Raw genomic sequence first — 17,183 nt, 5'->3', positions numbered from 1 at the left:
GCATCATTTGACGAAACCTATATTAATACGATATTAATTTTATTATCAATATGTGTTTTAAAGAAATTTAAATTAATATACGATATGATATTGAATGATACCGTTTTATATGATAATTTTTTTACGACGTTCGATTAAAAGGATAATTTTATGAGTAAGGGACCCTATCAATCGTTTGCAAATCGCTTGATCCATACCCTCAAAGATAAGGGACATACTGCATCTCGTTCACCTAATGGGATCTGTATTAAAGCCTTAGCAGAATTTACAGGTGCATCAGAACAAATCTGCCGTCGCTATATAAGAGGTGATGCTCTACCTGATTATGAGAAAGTTAAACAATTAGCTCATCATCTTCATGTAAACCCAGGCTGGCTATTATTTGGTGAGGAAGGACATGCAGCTCCTAAGAAAAATGAAGTCAATGAAACACTACTTCATTACATCTTGAAGCAAAGCCATCATTTATACCCTGTTTCTCATGGAAGTAATGACGATTACGCCGATTTTGTGTTAGGATTGATCAAAGAAGTACGTGCAATTGACACATCGGAAAATAATTTACTAAAAATCATTGACTTGGCCATTGGTTCCATTTCTTCCTACGAAGAACAAAGAAAAAAGCACAGTCATGCAATTTAAGAAGTTTGTAGATATGGATGTAACTGTTGAAGTAAGGCTTCACCCTAAAGCTAAAGATTTTCTCTTTGAACATTATGTCACCATGCGTAAAGTGTTCTCTGATGTACTCGGACAAGTAGAAACAGACTATGCTTCCATTGCCCTCATCAATCAAGCAGGACAGATCTTTTTCATGTCCTCCAACCCAGCTATAGAGCAAAATTTAATTGAAAAAAGTCTTTGGCTATTTGACGGTTGCTTTCAACCTGAGTTCATCAGCCAGGATCAACCGAAATTATGGAGCGAACTGGCTCATATAGACTGTATAGAAGCAATTACAAAATACAAGCAAATAGAACCTGGATTCATCACAGGTATTTCAATCCCCACTGAGTATGATTCATACAGAGCAATTTTTTCATTTGGATTAAAACGGATAAATCCCTATATCCAGAACAAAAGCTCCATTCATTGCGAAAAACTATTAGCATTGGGCAAGTTTGCATTAAGGCGAATTCAAGAGTATTTAACCTTCCCTGACAAACAGCCCTGCACAACGACTAAGCCCAAACTAACATTAATCATCAACAATCAGGTGAACTATGAACACACTCCTGGATAAAAACGATCCTATTTTAAGACAAACCGCCGAGCCAATTGCTGAATCAGAATTTGGTAGCAGCTGGTTAAACGAACTGATTAAGACCATGTTTGGCATTATGGCTGACAAAGGTGCTGTAGGCGTAGCTGCTCCCCAGATTGGCATCAGCAAACGAGTTATCGTATTTGGTACTGATTATACCAAACGGAGAAAACCAGAATACCCCATCCCCGATACTGCATTAATTAATCCTGCATTAAAAATCCTATCCCAAGAAATTCAAACTGGCTACGAGGGATGCCTTAATTGCGGTGAATTAATGGGAGAGGTTCCAAGAGCCATGGAAATTGAATATTCAGGCTTTGACATAGATGGAAATAGAATTACCAAAAAAGCTTCAGGCTTAGAAGCCCGTATTCTTCAGCATGAAATTGATCACCTGGATGGATTTTTATTTTTAGACCGAGTAGAAGATCAGGATTCACTAACCACTCTATCGGCAATGCAAAGTAAAGGATAATTGTATGAAGCATCAAACCCGAATCATACTGGCAGGCACACTAGGCAATTTAATAGAATCTTTTGATATGGCCATTTGCGGCCTACTCTCAGTTTACATTGCCAAATACCTAATTGGTGATGCTTCAAAGGGTTTGTTTTTAGTCTTTTTGACTTTCTTCGGTGGATATCTAGCTAGGCCTATTGGGGCTATGATAATGGGCTTATTATCCGATATCTATGGCAGAAAAATTATCCTGGCAGCTTCTATCTTAACAATGGGTGTATCAACAACCTTTATCGGGTTTATCCCCCCTCACAGCACTATAGGTACATTTTCTGTTATTACCTTATTAGCGTTGAGAATTATTCAGAGCTTTTCCTGTGGTGCAGAATATCTAAACTCTTCTGCTTATCTGGTTGAAAATGCTGAGTCATCAAGAAAGGGTTACTCGGGAAGCTGGGCTTCGTTTGGTGCTATGTCAGGAATGATGATTGCCTCCTTAGTAGCACTTTCAGTAACTTATTTTGTAAAAAATTACCCTGAACATGAATGGATCATTTGGCGAGTTCCTTTTGTGCTAGCTTTGCTGGGATCCTCAATTGGATTGTATATAAGACTATTTATCCCTGAAAGCATGGAATATATTATGTATTATGCAGACAGGCCAAAACCAAGATTTGGAAACTTGTTTTCCGAATCGGTCCAATACATCAAAACAAACAAACTCCAAGCTATATATGTATTTTTCCTAAGCTGCCTCGGCGTGACTACTACATTCCAAATCTATATTTATGGACCTATGCAAGCCCACCTGTCGAGCCACTTTACTGATCAGGAAATTATGACTTCTAATATTATTTCCTTAATCGTGCTGCTTTGTATTTTTCCCTTGGTGGGGCGGCTATCTGATAGAGTAAACAGGGAAAAAATTATGATTACCGCAAGTCTTGGTTTCCTTATTCTATCCCAACCCTTTTTCTATTTATTATCAAACGGTGACTTTCATCAGCTACTCTTAGGCCAAGCCTTGATTGCTATTCCAGCTGGAGCTTATTATGCGACTGTGCCTGTGATGCTGGCTGAGATGTTTCCGATTAAATTACGGTGCACCGTTTTATCGGTTTTATATTCATCTGCTGCAAGTTTATCAGCAGGACTTGCCCCATTAATTTCTTTAATACTGGTTAAAAAAACAGGCGTTGCATCATCACCTTCTATATTAGTTTTTATTTTGGTAGCCAGTGCTTTTATTACTATGTATGTGAAACATTTTAGTAATAGAAAAAGGTACTCTCAGTTGCCATTAAAATACTAGAATTTGGCAGTTCTACAGTTTTTATATTTTTGGCCGACACATTAATTATGCCAAAACATGAATTGTTCAATAATGCCAAAAATTCTAGATCCATTGTCTGATGATGAGCTAAGAGATATTGTTGATCTTCTAAAAAAAGGAGAAGCTCTTCCAGAGGACTATCGCTTTCGTCTATTCACTTCGTGCAATAAATCTGAACTAATATGGCCAGGAAAAAATAACATTATCTGTAAAGCTGAGCTACCATTTCAAGCTATAGAACATATAGATACCCCAAAGTTAAATCAATTGCATAATACCCCTCAATCAAGAAGCACTTGGACTAATAAACTCATATGGGGTGAAAATAAACTTGTACTATCTTCACTGCAATCCGGTTATCTAAGGAGTGAAATTGAAGCTATGGGAGGAATCAAACTTGTTTATATCGATCCTCCCTTTGATGTTGGTGCTGATTTTTCAATGCCTATAGAAATCGGTGATCAAGAATCATTTATAAAAAAACCAAGCATTATTGAAGAAATAGCTTATCGAGATACTTGGGGCAAAGGCGTAGATAGTTATCTTACAATGATATATGAACGATTAAAGCTTATTCAAAGTTTATTAGCCAATGATGGAAGTATATATATTCATTGTGATTGGCGAGTTAATTCATATATGAAATTAATATTAAATGAACTGTTTGGAGAAAATAATTTTAGGAACGAAATTATCTGGGAGAAAACTTCGACAGGAAATAAAGCATTTTCCGACAATCAGTTTCCAAGGGTTTATGATTCAATTTTGTTTTATTCAAAATCAGATGATACAAAAATTAATATTCAATATGAGCCATATGAGCAAGAATATATTGATTATAATTTTCAATATGAAGATGAGTATGGTCGATATAGAAGGCAAATAATAGGAACCAGGGGTGCAGAGTCAATTGCACAATTAGAGAAAGCTGGAAGAATAATTGTAACCTCATCAGGAAAAAAATATTTAAAACAATATCTTAAAGAGAGCAAAGGACTAAGGCTCACTGATTTTTGGACAGGCAGAAAAGTACCTGATTTGAGACGCCAAGGGGGAATGACGCCTGAAAATTTGAACTACCCAACCCAAAAACCTGAAGTACTTCTAGAAAGAATAGTAAAAACCTCTTCAAATGAAGGAGATCTAATAGCTGATTTCTTCTGTGGAGCAGGTACAACAATGGCAGTAGCTGAAAAACTGGGTAGAAAATGGATTGGATGTGACTTATCTCGATTCTCTATACATACTTCACGTAAGCGTTTAATAAATTTGCAACTGGAATTAGATACACAACAGAGACAGTATAATGCTTTCGAAATATTAAATCTTGGACACTATGACCGGCAATACTACATGGGAATAGATCCCAACCTACCCAGGGAGCAAAGAGAATTACAGGCAAAATTAAAAGAAGAGCAATATTACGATTTAATTCGACAAGCATATAAGGCTTCTCCTTCTAGCACATTTCCTCCTTTTCATGGTTATAAAATTGTCGGCAAGGACAGTCATGCTGTTTATATCGGTCCATTAGATTCGCCAGTAACAACAAGTGAGATTGATCTTATTGTAAATAAAGCAGAAAAATATGGATTTAATAAAATCGATATTTTGGGATTTGAATTTGAAATGGGAGTAAGTCCAGACATTCAAGACAGGGCCATTAGTGAAAAAAATATTACGCTGGCATTACGGTATATACCTCGAGAAGTTTTTGATAAAAGAGCTATAGATAAGGACCAAGTTATTTTTTACGATGTTTCATATATAGAGGCAAAAATAAATAAAATTGATAATACTGTTTCAGTTCTTCTTACTGATTTTGGAGTATTTTATCGTCAAGAAAATATTAATTTTCTTGCTGAAACTTTGAAAACAGGACGCTCTAAGATTTTTGTTGATAAAGGCCAAGTAATAAAATTAACAAAAACTCGTGAAGGTAGCTTAGAGCAAGAAGTTCTAACTAAAAATTGGACTGACTGGATTGATTACTGGTCAGTCGACTTTGACTATGAGAGTTTGCAAGATCAACTCTCAGGTAATAATATTTTTGAAAATCAATGGCAAAATTTCAGAACAAAAAATAACCGCAAGATAACTACCGAGAGCGAAAAATTTAAATATTTGAAACCTGGTAACTATAAAGTCGCTATAAAAATAATAGATATTTTTGGTCACGACACAACAAAAGTATTTGATATACATATAGATGCGAAAGGGAAATAACAATGGCGATACATTCTGATTTTCCAAATGATCCATATACTATACTAGACCCTAATATTCGATGGTTTCCAGGTGATCAGGATATTAACACCCTCGGCCATGATAAATTAATTCCCCCATTAGTGCATAAAATCAGAATATGTGTAAATCAATGGCGCAATAACAATTATAAAGGTGCCAGCTGGGTAACAAGAGCATTACTAACATACTGGTTTGATTTAAATCATTACCATGAAAATTCAGATAACCAAGGAGTAAGCTTTAAGTGGTATTTCGCTCAAAGAGAAGCCATAGAGTCAGCTGTATGGCTTTATGAAGTAATGAAAGCTCGAGACCCAAGTCAGCTCCTTTCATTTGATAGCTCAGGATTACTTCAAAAAGAACATTTTAAGGAAGACTGGCCAAGATACGTAATGAAGCTTGCGACAGGCAGTGGTAAAACTAAAGTACTAAGCTTATTAATTACTTGGTGTTACTTTCATAAAAAATATGAAATAAATTCTGACCTATCTATGAACTTTCTTGTTGTGACACCTAACATTATTGTCTTAGATAGACTTAAAGTTGATTTTGATGGGTTGAAAATATTTTATCAAGACCCACTTTTGCCATATAACGGTTATCTTGGGAAAAACTGGCAAGATGATTTTAATCCAGTAGTGCATATACAAGATGAAGTAGGAAATATTTCTGAGGAAGGAAATATATATCTTACAAACGTACATAGATTATTTCTTCCAAAACAATCCAGTCCTAGTGCTGATGATATAGATGCTACTGATTACTTTCTTGGGGCAAATCCTCCAAGTAAGACCATATCAACAATGGATCTTGGGGATCTTATTCGCAAAGTGCCTGATTTGGTTATTTTAAATGATGAGGCACATCATATTCATGATGAATCATTAACGTGGTTCACAACAATAAAAGATATTCATACTGGTTTAGTGGAGCGTGGACATAAACTATCCGCACAATTTGATGTAACAGCAACACCACGTCATGCGAATGGAGCAATATTCGCTAATACAATTAGTGACTACCCACTATGTGAAGCGATTTATCAAGGCGTAGTCAAACATCCCGTTATCCCTGATGATGCCTCCATGGCTAAGCTACAAGAAAAAACCAGTGATGAATTTGTGGAAAGATATGAAGATCATATCAATCTTGGATACGTGGAATGGAAAAAAGTATATGACCAGCAATTAATAATGGGGAAAAAAGCCGTTTTATTTATCATGACTGATGAAACAAAAAGTTGTGATCAAATAAAAGAATATCTTGAGAGCACTTACCCTGAATTTAAGGGAGCGGTATTAGTAATTCATACAAAACGCAATGGTGATATTAATGAAGGGATAAAAAGTGATTTGGATGACCTAAGAAAAGCCAGCCGAGAAATTGATAGGTTAGATAACCCTTATAAAGTTATTGTATCTGTGCTTATGTTGAGAGAGGGTTGGGATGTTAAAAATGTAACTACAATCGTTGGTCTACGAGCATATAGTGCAAGCAGTAAGATACTGCCCGAGCAGACTCTTGGTCGCGGACTAAGGAGAATGTACCGAGATAAATCTATAGGCGAAGAGCCAAAATTAAGCGTGATTGGAACAGAAAAATTTATCGATTTTGTTAAAAAAATCAAATCCGAAGGTGTTGAGCTTGATTACAAACCAATGGGTGAAAATACTCCACCAAAAGCACCTATTGTCATTACAGTAGATGAAAATAAAAAAATGAATCTGGATCTCGAAATAGTATTGCCCAAATTAACCAGACGAATGCAACGTAATCTTAAAAATTTAAATGAATTAAATCCAGAATATATTATCTCAAATAAAATTAAACTTAAGAAATTCTCTGAAAATGAACAACGTCAAATTATTTTTAGAGATATTAATACAGAAGAGATTAGCCATACTACTCATATGCCAACCCTTATTATTCCTGACTACCATAGAGCTTTGCATTTTTTTAGTCATACAATTATGAGTGATTTACGTATGGTAGGTGGTTCAGATATTTTATTTGAAAAATTAAAAATCTTTATTGAATACAATTTGTTTGAAGCTCGGGTCGATCTTAATGATTTGAATGTGATAACAAATCTTTCTGAGAACAGTGTCCGTAAATTAATTATCGAGGGCTTTAAAAAGGCGATTAATATGCTAACTGTTAGCGATAGTGGAACGTCGGAAATTAGGGATACAATTTGTGTCAGCAAAACTCGGCCTTTTCAAGTTGCGTCCAATGAATTTGTAATTACCCCAAAAAAATCAACATTCACAAAAATGGCTTGCGATAATAATTTTGAACTTAATTTCGCCAAATTTTTAGACAACTGCGAGGATATTATGGCGTTTGAAAAGATTAATGACGCAATGGGATTTTTCCTCGACTACAGGAATCAAGAGGGAGGGATAGCAAATTATTACCCTGATTTCATTGTAAAACAGAATCCAACAGAATATTGGATTTTAGAATTAAAAGGACGCGAAGGGGCAGAAGATATGATAAAAAAAGAACGCCTAGAACAGTGGTGCCAGGACGCTACGCAACAAGATAAAAACAAAATTAACTACCGTGCTATGTATATTCAGGAAGATAGCTGGGAACGGTATCGCCCTAGAAATTTTACAACTTTAATTGATATGTATTTTGATCAAAATTAGCTCTCCAGAATATTATGTTATTCAGAACTCTTCAATTAATATACAAGCGCGCTGCCAGAATAACTCTAAAAGTTATGTAGTACTCGGGTAGAGAACTCATACTCATTAGGTTCTTATTTACTCAGAATACTCTCTGCAATTAACTCACCTAGTGGATTATCCGTCAAACAAAGCAACCAAGAGGCGGCAACTCCAAACTCCTTAGATAGAACTAAAGCTTCCTCTGGCCCAGGACTCCGAGTTCCCTGCTCCCAATTCCCAATTCTGGCCGCTCCTAATCCCGTCCTTTCAGCCAAGACTCTAATAGTCAACCCATTCGCCTTTCTAGCCTGCGTAATCCTACTGCCAATAATTTTTTTCATGTTCATTTAGGTTCATTTGCTATCAATCGGAAATACCCATTGACACTAAAAAGTGCTTATTTACAATGAGATATCAACAACACACTTCGTGTTATTGATTGATACTAATTGAAATCATTTGATAGTGCAAGCTGTTTTTTGATGGTGCTTTTGAAGGATGAAAAAGAAAAATGGGATTTTTGTTTGTTAATACCGATGAATTATCAGCTCTAATGGGATTGCCTTATATCCAACAATCAGCCTATTTGCTGGGAATTCGTCCGTATATGGACCGTAATACCTTTCTGGTAGGTGTTAAGCGTAAAATCAGCTATCAACAGCTTGCTGAAGCCCTCTACGTTGAACCGCATCAAGGCTTTGAACACTCTGGTAGCCCAAGTCGCCCACAATTACGCCGTATCATCTATGCGCTTGAGCGTGCTGGGTTAGTGGAGATCAAATCTATTGGGAAACAACTCATTTTAAAATGCTTGTTAGCCAATTCGGATTTGTCTGCTCAAAATAAACCAGTCACAAACCCGACACATCAACCCGACACAAACACGAACGATAAAAATAATATTAAATCATCAAGTTACGATAAAAAATATCAAAAACCCAGCATAGAGCAAAACATAAAACCCGACACACCTCATAACTCCAAAGATCGTTTTATTTTTTTAAAGCAGCAATTTGAAAAATTTTGGTCTCTTTATCCTTTAAAACAAGACCGAACTAAAGCCTGGCATGAGTTTGGTTATTTGCAACCAGATGAGCAGTTGGTTGAACAAATACTAGCCGGCCTGCAAGCCCAAATTAATAACCGTGAAGAAATGGAGTTTATCGGCGAGTGGCTGCCGAACTGGAAATACCCAGCTACCTGGCTTTCACGCAAATGTTGGAACGATGAATTACTTACCTTAAAAACCCAAGAGGAGCAGCAAAATGAAGCCAATCAAGCGCGTTCTCGAAAAAAATCAGCAACAGATATCCTTACTGAATCCTGCAAAGATGCAAACTTCGATTTCGACTTTGATGAACCCCCAGAGTCAGGAAGCAATGTCCTCTCATTCGACAACACCAGAGTACGATAAGAGAATGGATACTCTGTTTATGCGCCTTGCAGCAATTTATGGCTATCTGTGGGTCTCTACTTACAGCAACACTAATTTTCTCGAAGTCTCAAAACGTGAATGGTCAGAAGGCTTGAAAGAATTTGACAATCAAGTGTTGAAACTTGCTTTAGAACAAATAAAGAAAAAGCTGGCTGTTCCTCCTTGTCTGCCGATTTTTTATGAGTACTGCACCAACATCCAAAAAGGCATCCAAGCCCGTCAAGAAACGCTCAAACAAAAAACTGAAACACATGTTCCTACTGATCCCCAAATTGTCCAACTTCATATCAACCAAATGAAAGACTACCTCTTCAAAGAGGCTAAGGAGAAAACATCATGCTAATTCTAATCCGCCGTATGGGCGAAGCAATTTACATTGATAAAGGCAGAATCAAAGTACTTTTGATCTCTGAAAATGAAGGACTAGTCAGATTAGGTATAGACGCTCCCAAACATGTTGATGTTGAACGCAAAGAAGTCTTTATCCAAAAAGCAATGGAACAACATGCCCTGGCTCAAGAATTACGGAATAAATCTACAGAACAAACAGGAGACAATCATGCTTAGAAAATCTCTCTTTTGTGGTTTTGTTTTATGTAGCCTCAATGCTCAGGCAGCAAATCTAACCCAAGTCGGTCGCTATGCCACGGTCAATAATCAACCTTTGGCAGCTCAGATTAATCCATTGAAAACCGTTCAACAGATTCATTTTCCTGCATCCATACAGACTATTGGGGAAGCGGTGAATTACTGGCTTCATTATTCAGGGTATCACCTTGTACCCAAAGAAAAACAAAGCGAAAGCCTGCAACAAGTATTTCAACAACCCCTGCCGCAGGTTAGTAGAAATTTAGGACCTTTAACGATTACCGATGGATTGACGGTATTGGTCGGTCAGCATCTATTCAATCTCAAACAGAATGACCTGTTAAGAGAAATCAATTTTAGTCTGATAACAAGGAGAGCAGGATGAGAAAGTATTTGGATGTTAAATGGCTTAGTCTTCTTTTATTAAATGGATTGTTGGTCGTATTCGTATGTGTAAAAAGCCAACCCTCTCTTGAGAACAATAAATTTAATACGTTGGATGAGCGATTAACCACTATACAAAAACAACTCAATCAACCTGTTGAACAACCGGATTTATCGCCTATTACCCAAAACATAAAACAATTGGGAACGTTCATTCAACAAATACAAAATAAAGATGAACACCAATTAGGTGAAATGTTTACAACTGAACAAATCGCAATTAAGAAACAGCTTGAAGGCATTACTGATTTATTGCGCCATCTGGATGAGAAAAAGCAACCTGTCAAAATGCTTCCTGTAAGCCAGCTGCCCTTTAAGGTTCTGAGCATAGACAGTATCCAAGAAGTATCTGTTGCCTCTATTTCCTACCACTATAAAACCCAAGCATTGGAAAAAGGCGATTCCTTAGCCGGATGGACTGTCTTTGATATCGACTTTGCCAAGCAAACCATAGAATTTGAAAATGCTGACAAAACTCATGTGCTGGTTCGTCTGAATCAACAAGAGGTGAGCCATGTTTAAGCTGTCCACACTGACAATCGGTTTACTCTTGGGACAACAGGCAATTGCCGGTTTATATATCCCAGGTATTGTCACCCCACCTATGCAAAGTGCTGATAATGCATTGACGAAAGCAGGTCTGGCTGAATTTCATGATGAAGTTATTGAAGACAAAGATTTTCAACTTAACGACGTACAAAAACAGGAAGCCAAAGCCTGGGGATTAAGTGAGACAGAAGAAAAACGCTATCTGCAATTAATGCAAAGCAGAAGCGGTATTTACTACAAAGATCTGCGTATGACACCTGTTGATATTCTTGGGCTTAATGCTAAGAATGATGTTGAACGTGCACATTTCGCCGAACTTGCTGCCCTTCAAGAAGCCCAAAAGGTCGCGCAAAACATAGCCTGGAACAATGCCTTTTACAAAGCCTATAACCAACTGTTTAAAGATGTTCCTGTAGTCGGTGATTTTGATCCATCTCCTTACTCTCCCTATGCACATCAACCTATTCAATTAAAAGAAGGTGAGACGCTCTATTTCTTTATAAGACCCGATGAGGCTGTAACCACCATTTTACTGCAACTGGTCGATGCTATTAGCCGTACCCCAAATACCAAGCTCAACCTTCTTTTACTGGATATGGATAATGGCGCAATTCAACTTTGGGCGAATAGGCATCAAATCCCTATCCATTTGGTGACCAACCAACAAATCACCTTGAATCCAGGTAACCAACAATATGAAGGCTTAAAACTCGACAAGAAACAAACACCCTTGCTCTTACTGGCCAAAGGCAAAACTTCGCAAGTAGTCGATTTAGGGAGATTTTAATGATTAGGATTTTTCTCATGTTGTTAGTCACTTTAAATGTTCATAGCATGAATGTGATTCCTTTAACGCTGTCACAGAGTGATGCGTCATTAAGACTTAATCTGTCTAGCCCTATTGGCGTACCAGCTAAGAGCAAAGCCACTGTTGGTAAAATAAGCCCAAAAAAATTGGATACCAATCTGTTAAACATGGCTCTATTTGTCATAGGCGCGGATAGAGAATCCATCAAATGGTTAGAACAACATCAAGAGCAATTAAAATCCATGCAAGCCACTGGGTTCATCACCAATGTGAATGACTTTGAAACCATTGTAGCTCTGCAAGAAAAGTTTAAATTGCCACTATTACCCGTCAATGTTGATCCACTGCTGAATTACATCCATGAACAACATTACCCCTTAATCATTGCTGAGGGGGCTGTATGGCAATAAAACAATATTCCAGACAAATGACCTTGCAATTAATATTGGTTCTATTTTTGGGCTGGTTAGCATTGATTATCTGGGCTGTAAGTCAATGGCTGCTTCATGGCTACCCATTTGCCTTTGATAAGGTCAATGTTCTCGTAAATACTCAAAGAGAAGCCATCACCCCTGTCTATCAAGGTTCACTATTGGCAGCCCTACCCTTAGATGCTAAACCTAGCTGGACACTAACCATTCCCTATTTAAACAAATTAGCGATTAATGAATTTGCAGCAGACTTACTCGAAAAATCACAACAGTTTTTCCAGCTGGTTTTATTAAGCAGTCAATGTCTATTAATCAAACTTATTATTTTATTCGCTGCCATGCCTTTATTTGCCCTGACTATGGTTGCAGGTCTAGTTGATGGTCTTAACCAAAGAGCAATACGCACCGCTTGCTTAGGCCGTGAATCCTCTTATTTATTCCACAGACTTAACCACTATTTAAAAAAGGGACTTGTGATTTTACTCATGCTCTGGCTTGCCCTGCCTGTCAGCATCACCCCTGCTTATGTCTTTGTTCCTATCAGTTTATTGATGGGATTAATGGTGGCCATGACGGCCAGTCGCTTTAAAAAGTATTTATAGGGAGAAACCATGAAACGATTGCTTTGTTTGACCTTAATGATGATAAGCCTACACAGCTGGGCGAATAACCCTGATTTAAATGAAACGCTGGTGCGCATCATTAACCAGATTAACGCCATCATGCCCCTGCTTGATGAAGCACAAACACAGATAACCCCCAATACCCGTATCCAATTACAAATTGAAGGATTTGAAGATGTCCAAGGCCAATATCATGCAGGTTTAAGAGAAGATTTACTGAATATTCGCAATGGCCTGATTGATTACATCAATCAACCAATCATTGCACCACGCAAGATCAAGGCCTTGGAAATGGACTTTGTGAGGAAACCCTAATGAGTAAAGACGAAATAGCCAGAATGTTTGCTACCACCTTTAAACAAGCAAGCAATAACATATCGGCACAAGTCTTTTCCGGCAGTATCCGCTTTATTGCCATAGCCCTGGTGATATTAGCGGTGATGTGGTCTGTCAACCACATGATGGACGCAGAGGAAAAACAACAACATGGATACTTACTGCGTCTGGGTTCTCGGCTCATCAGATTAGTGATTGGTCTGATGATCTTCATTTTAGTTTTATTTGTTAAGGAGACAACATGAAAACAATGCTTCGCTCAATCTGCCTTGGAGTAGTAAATATCTTATATGCCCCTGTGCTATTGGCAGATAACTGGTTCCCTAAAATTTCCGACGCGGACAACATCGGGGACGGCTCTAAAAGCATGATGACCGTGACAGGGAATTACGTCAAACAAGGTCTGGGTTTATTGCTCTTCATTACCGCTGTTGTGACCTTTATTAAATTCATTACCACGGTACAACACGGTATTGAAGAGTCTAAAAAGAACGAAGGATCCATGGTGGCCTTCGGTACTTTTGCCGTAATGGGCATCACCTATTTAGCCATTAGCATTGCTTCTGGTTATGTGGGTTACACCATGATTACCAAGTTCAAAATATAGGAGGTGAAATATGAGTCAGCCTTCTTCGCGCCATCTGTCACACGACTTCCCAGCCTGGAAAGGTTTAAGTCTTCGTGAATTATTTTGGATTGTTATCACCACAACCCCAGCAACTACCCTGTTCTTCGTTCTCTTAGGAGCAATGGTTGAGTTTCCGCTGGCCTCTGGCTGCATCGGTTTTGTGATTGGATTCATTCTGTCTATTACTGTGTGGCCTAAAGGAGTTTCCCGCATCAAAGCAGGTAAGCCCTATGGTTATGTGATGAAGAAAACGATTCAGTGGATGGTGCGATTAAGGCTCAAACATTCACCTTGGATTCATTACCAGGGAACTTGGCAAAAGAATAAATCTGTTGGAGAGCCGCATGTTTAACTACTGGAAAAAAATCGACAGCCTACAACATCACAATCGTTTATTACTGGCTTTTATCGGTGTGTTATCAATCATCATCTTAGCATTAATTATTAACCTGATGACCATGCCCAAACGCTATGAATTCTGGCTTAGTCCTAATATGGCTGCTAATGGCGGTTTAATGAAGGCAAGCGAAATACCGAATGAATACGTGCAAGGATATGTGACTTCCTTAATGCCGACACTCTACAGCTGGTCTAATAAAGGCAAAGAAGAATTCAACCAAAACATTAAAGCCTTTCATTATTACTTCACATCACGGCATGAGCAGTTACTTCGTGAAACCCTGGCAGCTTATAAAAACGCTCAACTCTTTGACCGCACTCAAGTAGCAAGTCTCTATCGCTTTATGGAACCGCAAGACATTAAAAAAATTGGTCCCGATACCTGGGAAGTCAAGCTGATACTACGCATTACGCAAAGGCTCAAAGACAACTCTGCCATGGTCATTGCTGACAAAGTAGTGGCTTATCATCTTCGTGTGGTCAAGCTCAACCTGTCGCGTCTTCACAACCCTTTTCAATTAGCTCTGGATGGCTATACCCGTCCTGAAGAACGTTTACAAGATTTACTGGTCGACACGGAGGAACACCATGAAACTCATTAAAATTAGCTTATTCGCTCTGTGCTTTGCTGTGATGCACCTAAGCCATGCCCTGCAAAGTGAACACCTGGTTTGGGAAAAAGTTCCTTTAACAATTGAATTACCGATCAATAAAGAGCGGTTAGTCCAGTTTCCCCAAGCCATTAAGGTGATTGATCAACAACTCAGTGCCAGCCTCGATATTCTGAAAGTCAAAGGTAGCTTGTATCTTAAAGCCAAAGAATCATTCAAAGATTCTCGCTTGATTGTCCAGTTATTGCCTGAAGGCGAAGTGGTTATTCTTAATCTTAATGCCAATGAGAAAGCAATCAACACCACGCCGATTGAGATTCTGATAGATGATCCCAAAATCAACCTTAATGCAGGAGCCAGTCAATATGAATACAACGCTATTCAATTAACCCGTTTTGCCATTCAAGCCTTGTATTCGCCTGAACGGGTCAGAGAAATTCCAGAGGGAATTTACCGCTCACCTATGCAAACCAATAAAACCATCCCTTTGTTTTATGGTGCAAGCATTGAAGCTCATCCTCTGGCTTCATGGCGTGGCGGCAATCTTTACGTCACCGCAGTCGATTTAAAAAATTTGCTGAATCAACCTGTAAAGCTGCAATTCACCAAGCTGATGGGGCATTGGCAAACCGCCAGTTTTTACCCAAAAAGCGAACTGCCACCACGCAATCAACACGAAAGCACTACTGTCTTTTTAATCTCTGATCAACCTTTTGCAACAGCACTCATCCAACATGCGAGGTACAGCCGATGAATAAAAACAATGGCATTAAAATTCTGGCAGGCTCGGTGTTTTTTGCGGTCATTATGATTCTTATTAATAGCCGTCATAGCGCACCGGTTAACAACAACACGCCCAATCCTAATAATTTTGGCGAAGCTATAGCAAGCCAATTCAATGACAATATTCGTGATGTTTCCGCACGATTATTAGAAACAGAAAAGAAATTAGATCAAATGCACAAAGAGAATAAATCGCTGCAAAAACAATTAAAACAACCCAAACAAGAAACAAGTTTTGCACTGCAAGATGAACTGAATGCATTAAAGGAAAAATTTGCGTCACTCACTGAACATCAAACGCAATCCTACCCCATGGAAGGCAATCAAGCGCCTGTATCCGGTCAAATTAAAGATCTGGATACCTTGCTGGATAAAGCACCGAAAGAAGGCAAAATTTTCCCTGAACATGACACATCAACTAAGGAAGAAGCACCCACTAAAACGCCTTTTTATACTATTCCAGCTGGCAGCGATTTCAGCAAAATCACGCTCTTATCAGCTTTAATCGGCGAAGTTCCTGTTGAGGGCAAACTCATGCAGCCTTTATTTCCCTTCACAGCAATGGTCAGTCGAGGGGATTTAATGACAGCCAATGGGATGCAACTACCCGAAGAAATCACTGGTATGAAAATCAGCGGTTATTCGATTGGCGTTGGTTCCTTTCTCGATAACATCAGCTGTGTTCGCGCCTATGTCACCTCAGCCCTATTTGTCTTTGAGGATGGACATTTTGTGAATGTCGGCCAAGAACAAATGAAAAGCTCCGCAGAGCTGGTGAATAACGACAGCATTGGTTACCTGACCACGCAATTCGGTAATCCTTGTATCAAAGGACAGTACATCACCAATGCCCCCAGAGTATTAACAGCCTTCATGGCAGCTGGCGGTATTCAAGGTGCAGGAAATGCCCTATCTAAATGGCAAATGAGTTATCAGGCCGAGGGAGGTTCTGCCATTGCCACACCGACAGGCGACTTAGCGCACTTTGCTGCTGGGGGCGCAATCAACGAAGGCAGCCAAAAGATTACTGACTGGCTTGAGAAAAGAATCCAGGGCAGCTTCGATATGGTCTTTGTTCCTGCAAGTATCCGCGGCCATACAGGGTTTGTCCCTAATCAACTCAGTTTACATTTCAGCCAAACAATAGCCATTGATAAAGAACACCAAGGGAGGGTATTAGATTATGGTTACCATCAACAAAAAAACTTTGATAATGCTTTGCGCTAGTCTGGCATTAAGCGCTTGTTCCACTGCCAGGATGTCGCAAAACGCCATTCCTGAGCAGGGCTTAACAGTCAGCCAGTTGTATCAGCAGAGCCTGCAACAACCAATACAAAAGCCTGTTTACCAACAGATGCGTCTTGATGATTCGGGAGAAGAATTTAAGCAACTGCCTAACCCCGAAGTGCCTATCCATGTTTTTGCGCATGTGGCGCAATTGGGTGATGAACAAATCATCAAGCCTGCCTACACGACTCGCTTTTTCCTTTACAAGCAAAACCAATATGCCTTGGCATCAGAACTGTATTAAGGAGACATAATGAAACGATTATCTAACTGGTTGCT

23 protein-coding genes are annotated in these 17,183 nt (G+C 38.6%); 22 read left to right on the top strand and 1 reads right to left on the bottom strand.

Annotated features, from left to right (window positions below; all coding sequences use genetic code 11):
* The first annotated feature begins 150 nt into the window (after window positions 1-150).
* The 6 genes from Lbru_RS11145 to Lbru_RS11120 all read left to right on the top strand — a co-directional run bounded on the left by Lbru_RS11145 (window position 151) and on the right by Lbru_RS11120 (window position 7,961).
* Window positions 151-642, top strand: coding sequence for a helix-turn-helix domain-containing protein (locus Lbru_RS11145; protein WP_058442194.1), 492 nt, complete (start codon window positions 151-153; stop codon window positions 640-642).
* Window positions 632-1,243 (top strand): flagellar biosynthesis protein FlgJ, encoded by a 612-nt coding sequence (locus Lbru_RS11140; RefSeq protein ID WP_193786919.1) that lies wholly within the window; start codon window positions 632-634, stop codon window positions 1,241-1,243. The genes Lbru_RS11145 and Lbru_RS11140 overlap by 11 nt, the downstream gene beginning before the upstream one ends.
* Window positions 1,224-1,742 (top strand): peptide deformylase, encoded by a 519-nt coding sequence (gene def, locus Lbru_RS11135; RefSeq protein ID WP_058442193.1) that lies wholly within the window; start codon window positions 1,224-1,226, stop codon window positions 1,740-1,742. Before Lbru_RS11140 ends, def begins: the two co-directional genes overlap by 20 nt.
* Window positions 1,743-1,746: 4 nt before the next feature.
* Window positions 1,747-3,039, top strand: a complete 1,293-nt coding sequence (locus Lbru_RS11130; RefSeq protein ID WP_058442192.1) for an MFS transporter — start codon at window positions 1,747-1,749, stop codon at window positions 3,037-3,039.
* Window positions 3,040-3,111: 72 nt separating this feature from the next.
* The gene (locus Lbru_RS11125) at window positions 3,112-5,286 is read left to right on the top strand and encodes a site-specific DNA-methyltransferase (RefSeq protein WP_058442191.1); all 2,175 of its coding nucleotides are present in this window, start codon (window positions 3,112-3,114) and stop codon (window positions 5,284-5,286) included.
* Between the two features lie 2 nt (window positions 5,287-5,288).
* A complete protein-coding gene (locus tag Lbru_RS11120) occupies window positions 5,289-7,961 on the top strand; it encodes a DEAD/DEAH box helicase (RefSeq protein ID WP_058442190.1) in 2,673 nt (890 codons plus the stop codon).
* A gap of 113 nt (window positions 7,962-8,074) precedes the next feature.
* Here the strand turns inward: Lbru_RS11120 and Lbru_RS11115 are convergent, their stop codons facing one another.
* Entirely contained in the window at window positions 8,075-8,329 is a 255-nt protein-coding gene (locus Lbru_RS11115) for a helix-turn-helix domain-containing protein (protein ID WP_058442189.1), read from the bottom strand.
* 164 nt (window positions 8,330-8,493) lie between these two features.
* Here Lbru_RS11115 and Lbru_RS11110 point away from each other — a divergent pair, with 164 nt between their 5' ends.
* From Lbru_RS11110 to Lbru_RS11035, 16 genes are read left to right on the top strand one after another with little or no spacing between them, the layout of a single operon-like run.
* On the top strand, window positions 8,494-9,396 hold the full coding sequence (locus tag Lbru_RS11110; RefSeq protein WP_058442188.1) for a hypothetical protein: 903 nt from the start codon (window positions 8,494-8,496) through the stop codon (window positions 9,394-9,396).
* Between the two features lie 4 nt (window positions 9,397-9,400).
* Window positions 9,401-9,760 carry a hypothetical protein gene (locus Lbru_RS11105; RefSeq protein ID WP_083500902.1) on the top strand — a complete coding sequence of 120 codons (360 nt, stop codon included), beginning with the start codon at window positions 9,401-9,403 and terminating at the stop codon, window positions 9,758-9,760.
* Entirely contained in the window at window positions 9,754-9,984 is a 231-nt protein-coding gene (locus tag Lbru_RS11100) for a carbon storage regulator (protein ID WP_058442187.1), read from the top strand. The genes Lbru_RS11105 and Lbru_RS11100 overlap by 7 nt, the downstream gene beginning before the upstream one ends.
* Window positions 9,977-10,390 carry a PFGI-1 class ICE element type IV pilus protein PilL2 gene (gene pilL2 / locus Lbru_RS11095; RefSeq protein WP_058442186.1) on the top strand — a complete coding sequence of 138 codons (414 nt, stop codon included), beginning with the start codon at window positions 9,977-9,979 and terminating at the stop codon, window positions 10,388-10,390. Before Lbru_RS11100 ends, pilL2 begins: the two co-directional genes overlap by 8 nt.
* Window positions 10,387-10,971: a hypothetical protein gene (locus Lbru_RS11090; RefSeq protein ID WP_058442185.1), complete on the top strand. Its 585-nt coding sequence runs from the start codon at window positions 10,387-10,389 to the stop codon at window positions 10,969-10,971. Before pilL2 ends, Lbru_RS11090 begins: the two co-directional genes overlap by 4 nt.
* Window positions 10,964-11,785 carry a TIGR03759 family integrating conjugative element protein gene (locus tag Lbru_RS11085; RefSeq protein WP_058442184.1) on the top strand — a complete coding sequence of 274 codons (822 nt, stop codon included), beginning with the start codon at window positions 10,964-10,966 and terminating at the stop codon, window positions 11,783-11,785. The genes Lbru_RS11090 and Lbru_RS11085 overlap by 8 nt, the downstream gene beginning before the upstream one ends.
* Window positions 11,785-12,216 (top strand): integrating conjugative element protein, encoded by a 432-nt coding sequence (locus Lbru_RS11080; RefSeq protein ID WP_058442183.1) that lies wholly within the window; start codon window positions 11,785-11,787, stop codon window positions 12,214-12,216. The genes Lbru_RS11085 and Lbru_RS11080 overlap by 1 nt, the downstream gene beginning before the upstream one ends.
* Window positions 12,207-12,839: a TIGR03747 family integrating conjugative element membrane protein gene (locus Lbru_RS11075; protein ID WP_058442182.1), complete on the top strand. Its 633-nt coding sequence runs from the start codon at window positions 12,207-12,209 to the stop codon at window positions 12,837-12,839. The genes Lbru_RS11080 and Lbru_RS11075 overlap by 10 nt, the downstream gene beginning before the upstream one ends.
* 9 nt (window positions 12,840-12,848) lie before the next feature.
* On the top strand, window positions 12,849-13,175 hold the full coding sequence (locus Lbru_RS11070; protein WP_010652871.1) for an RAQPRD family integrative conjugative element protein: 327 nt from the start codon (window positions 12,849-12,851) through the stop codon (window positions 13,173-13,175).
* Window positions 13,175-13,441: a hypothetical protein gene (locus Lbru_RS11065; protein WP_010652870.1), complete on the top strand. Its 267-nt coding sequence runs from the start codon at window positions 13,175-13,177 to the stop codon at window positions 13,439-13,441. Before Lbru_RS11070 ends, Lbru_RS11065 begins: the two co-directional genes overlap by 1 nt.
* The gene (locus Lbru_RS11060; RefSeq protein ID WP_010652869.1) at window positions 13,438-13,803 is read left to right on the top strand and encodes a hypothetical protein; all 366 of its coding nucleotides are present in this window, start codon (window positions 13,438-13,440) and stop codon (window positions 13,801-13,803) included. The genes Lbru_RS11065 and Lbru_RS11060 overlap by 4 nt, the downstream gene beginning before the upstream one ends.
* Window positions 13,804-13,813: 10 nt before the next feature.
* On the top strand, window positions 13,814-14,176 hold the full coding sequence (locus Lbru_RS11055; protein WP_010652868.1) for a TIGR03750 family conjugal transfer protein: 363 nt from the start codon (window positions 13,814-13,816) through the stop codon (window positions 14,174-14,176).
* A complete protein-coding gene (locus Lbru_RS11050) occupies window positions 14,169-14,825 on the top strand; it encodes a DUF2895 family protein (protein WP_010652867.1) in 657 nt (218 codons plus the stop codon). Before Lbru_RS11055 ends, Lbru_RS11050 begins: the two co-directional genes overlap by 8 nt.
* Window positions 14,812-15,588 (top strand): TIGR03749 family integrating conjugative element protein, encoded by a 777-nt coding sequence (locus Lbru_RS11045; RefSeq protein WP_010652866.1) that lies wholly within the window; start codon window positions 14,812-14,814, stop codon window positions 15,586-15,588. The genes Lbru_RS11050 and Lbru_RS11045 overlap by 14 nt, the downstream gene beginning before the upstream one ends.
* Window positions 15,585-16,844, top strand: coding sequence for a TIGR03752 family integrating conjugative element protein (locus tag Lbru_RS11040; RefSeq protein ID WP_010652865.1), 1,260 nt, complete (start codon window positions 15,585-15,587; stop codon window positions 16,842-16,844). Before Lbru_RS11045 ends, Lbru_RS11040 begins: the two co-directional genes overlap by 4 nt.
* Window positions 16,801-17,148, top strand: coding sequence for a hypothetical protein (locus tag Lbru_RS11035; protein ID WP_010652864.1), 348 nt, complete (start codon window positions 16,801-16,803; stop codon window positions 17,146-17,148). Before Lbru_RS11040 ends, Lbru_RS11035 begins: the two co-directional genes overlap by 44 nt.
* Window positions 17,149-17,183 lie beyond the last annotated feature (35 nt).

The sequence above is a fragment of the Legionella brunensis genome (assembly GCF_001467025.1).
Lineage (GTDB): Bacteria > Pseudomonadota > Gammaproteobacteria > Legionellales > Legionellaceae > Tatlockia > Tatlockia brunensis.
Note: the sequence above shows the minus strand (reverse complement) of the source record. Positions and strands in the feature narration are given on the sequence as shown.

Coding starts and splice junctions, on each gene's coding strand:
- def (WP_058442193.1), top strand. CDS start 1,224: ATGAACACACTCCTGGATAAAAACGATCCTATTTTAAGACAAACCGCC.
- Lbru_RS11085 (WP_058442184.1), top strand. CDS start 10,964: ATGTTTAAGCTGTCCACACTGACAATCGGTTTACTCTTGGGACAACAG.
- Lbru_RS11145 (WP_058442194.1), top strand. CDS start 151: ATGAGTAAGGGACCCTATCAATCGTTTGCAAATCGCTTGATCCATACC.
- Lbru_RS11120 (WP_058442190.1), top strand. CDS start 5,289: ATGGCGATACATTCTGATTTTCCAAATGATCCATATACTATACTAGAC.
- Lbru_RS11115 (WP_058442189.1), bottom strand. CDS start 8,329: ATGAACATGAAAAAAATTATTGGCAGTAGGATTACGCAGGCTAGAAAG.
- Lbru_RS11055 (WP_010652868.1), top strand. CDS start 13,814: ATGAGTCAGCCTTCTTCGCGCCATCTGTCACACGACTTCCCAGCCTGG.
- Lbru_RS11065 (WP_010652870.1), top strand. CDS start 13,175: ATGAGTAAAGACGAAATAGCCAGAATGTTTGCTACCACCTTTAAACAA.
- Lbru_RS11130 (WP_058442192.1), top strand. CDS start 1,747: ATGAAGCATCAAACCCGAATCATACTGGCAGGCACACTAGGCAATTTA.
- Lbru_RS11040 (WP_010652865.1), top strand. CDS start 15,585: ATGAATAAAAACAATGGCATTAAAATTCTGGCAGGCTCGGTGTTTTTT.
- Lbru_RS11050 (WP_010652867.1), top strand. CDS start 14,169: ATGTTTAACTACTGGAAAAAAATCGACAGCCTACAACATCACAATCGT.
- Lbru_RS11075 (WP_058442182.1), top strand. CDS start 12,207: ATGGCAATAAAACAATATTCCAGACAAATGACCTTGCAATTAATATTG.
- pilL2 (WP_058442186.1), top strand. CDS start 9,977: ATGCTTAGAAAATCTCTCTTTTGTGGTTTTGTTTTATGTAGCCTCAAT.
- Lbru_RS11035 (WP_010652864.1), top strand. CDS start 16,801: ATGGTTACCATCAACAAAAAAACTTTGATAATGCTTTGCGCTAGTCTG.
- Lbru_RS11110 (WP_058442188.1), top strand. CDS start 8,494: ATGGGATTTTTGTTTGTTAATACCGATGAATTATCAGCTCTAATGGGA.
- Lbru_RS11140 (WP_193786919.1), top strand. CDS start 632: ATGCAATTTAAGAAGTTTGTAGATATGGATGTAACTGTTGAAGTAAGG.
- Lbru_RS11045 (WP_010652866.1), top strand. CDS start 14,812: ATGAAACTCATTAAAATTAGCTTATTCGCTCTGTGCTTTGCTGTGATG.
- Lbru_RS11100 (WP_058442187.1), top strand. CDS start 9,754: ATGCTAATTCTAATCCGCCGTATGGGCGAAGCAATTTACATTGATAAA.
- Lbru_RS11060 (WP_010652869.1), top strand. CDS start 13,438: ATGAAAACAATGCTTCGCTCAATCTGCCTTGGAGTAGTAAATATCTTA.
- Lbru_RS11125 (WP_058442191.1), top strand. CDS start 3,112: ATGCCAAAAATTCTAGATCCATTGTCTGATGATGAGCTAAGAGATATT.
- Lbru_RS11070 (WP_010652871.1), top strand. CDS start 12,849: ATGAAACGATTGCTTTGTTTGACCTTAATGATGATAAGCCTACACAGC.
- Lbru_RS11105 (WP_083500902.1), top strand. CDS start 9,401: ATGGATACTCTGTTTATGCGCCTTGCAGCAATTTATGGCTATCTGTGG.
- Lbru_RS11090 (WP_058442185.1), top strand. CDS start 10,387: ATGAGAAAGTATTTGGATGTTAAATGGCTTAGTCTTCTTTTATTAAAT.
- Lbru_RS11080 (WP_058442183.1), top strand. CDS start 11,785: ATGATTAGGATTTTTCTCATGTTGTTAGTCACTTTAAATGTTCATAGC.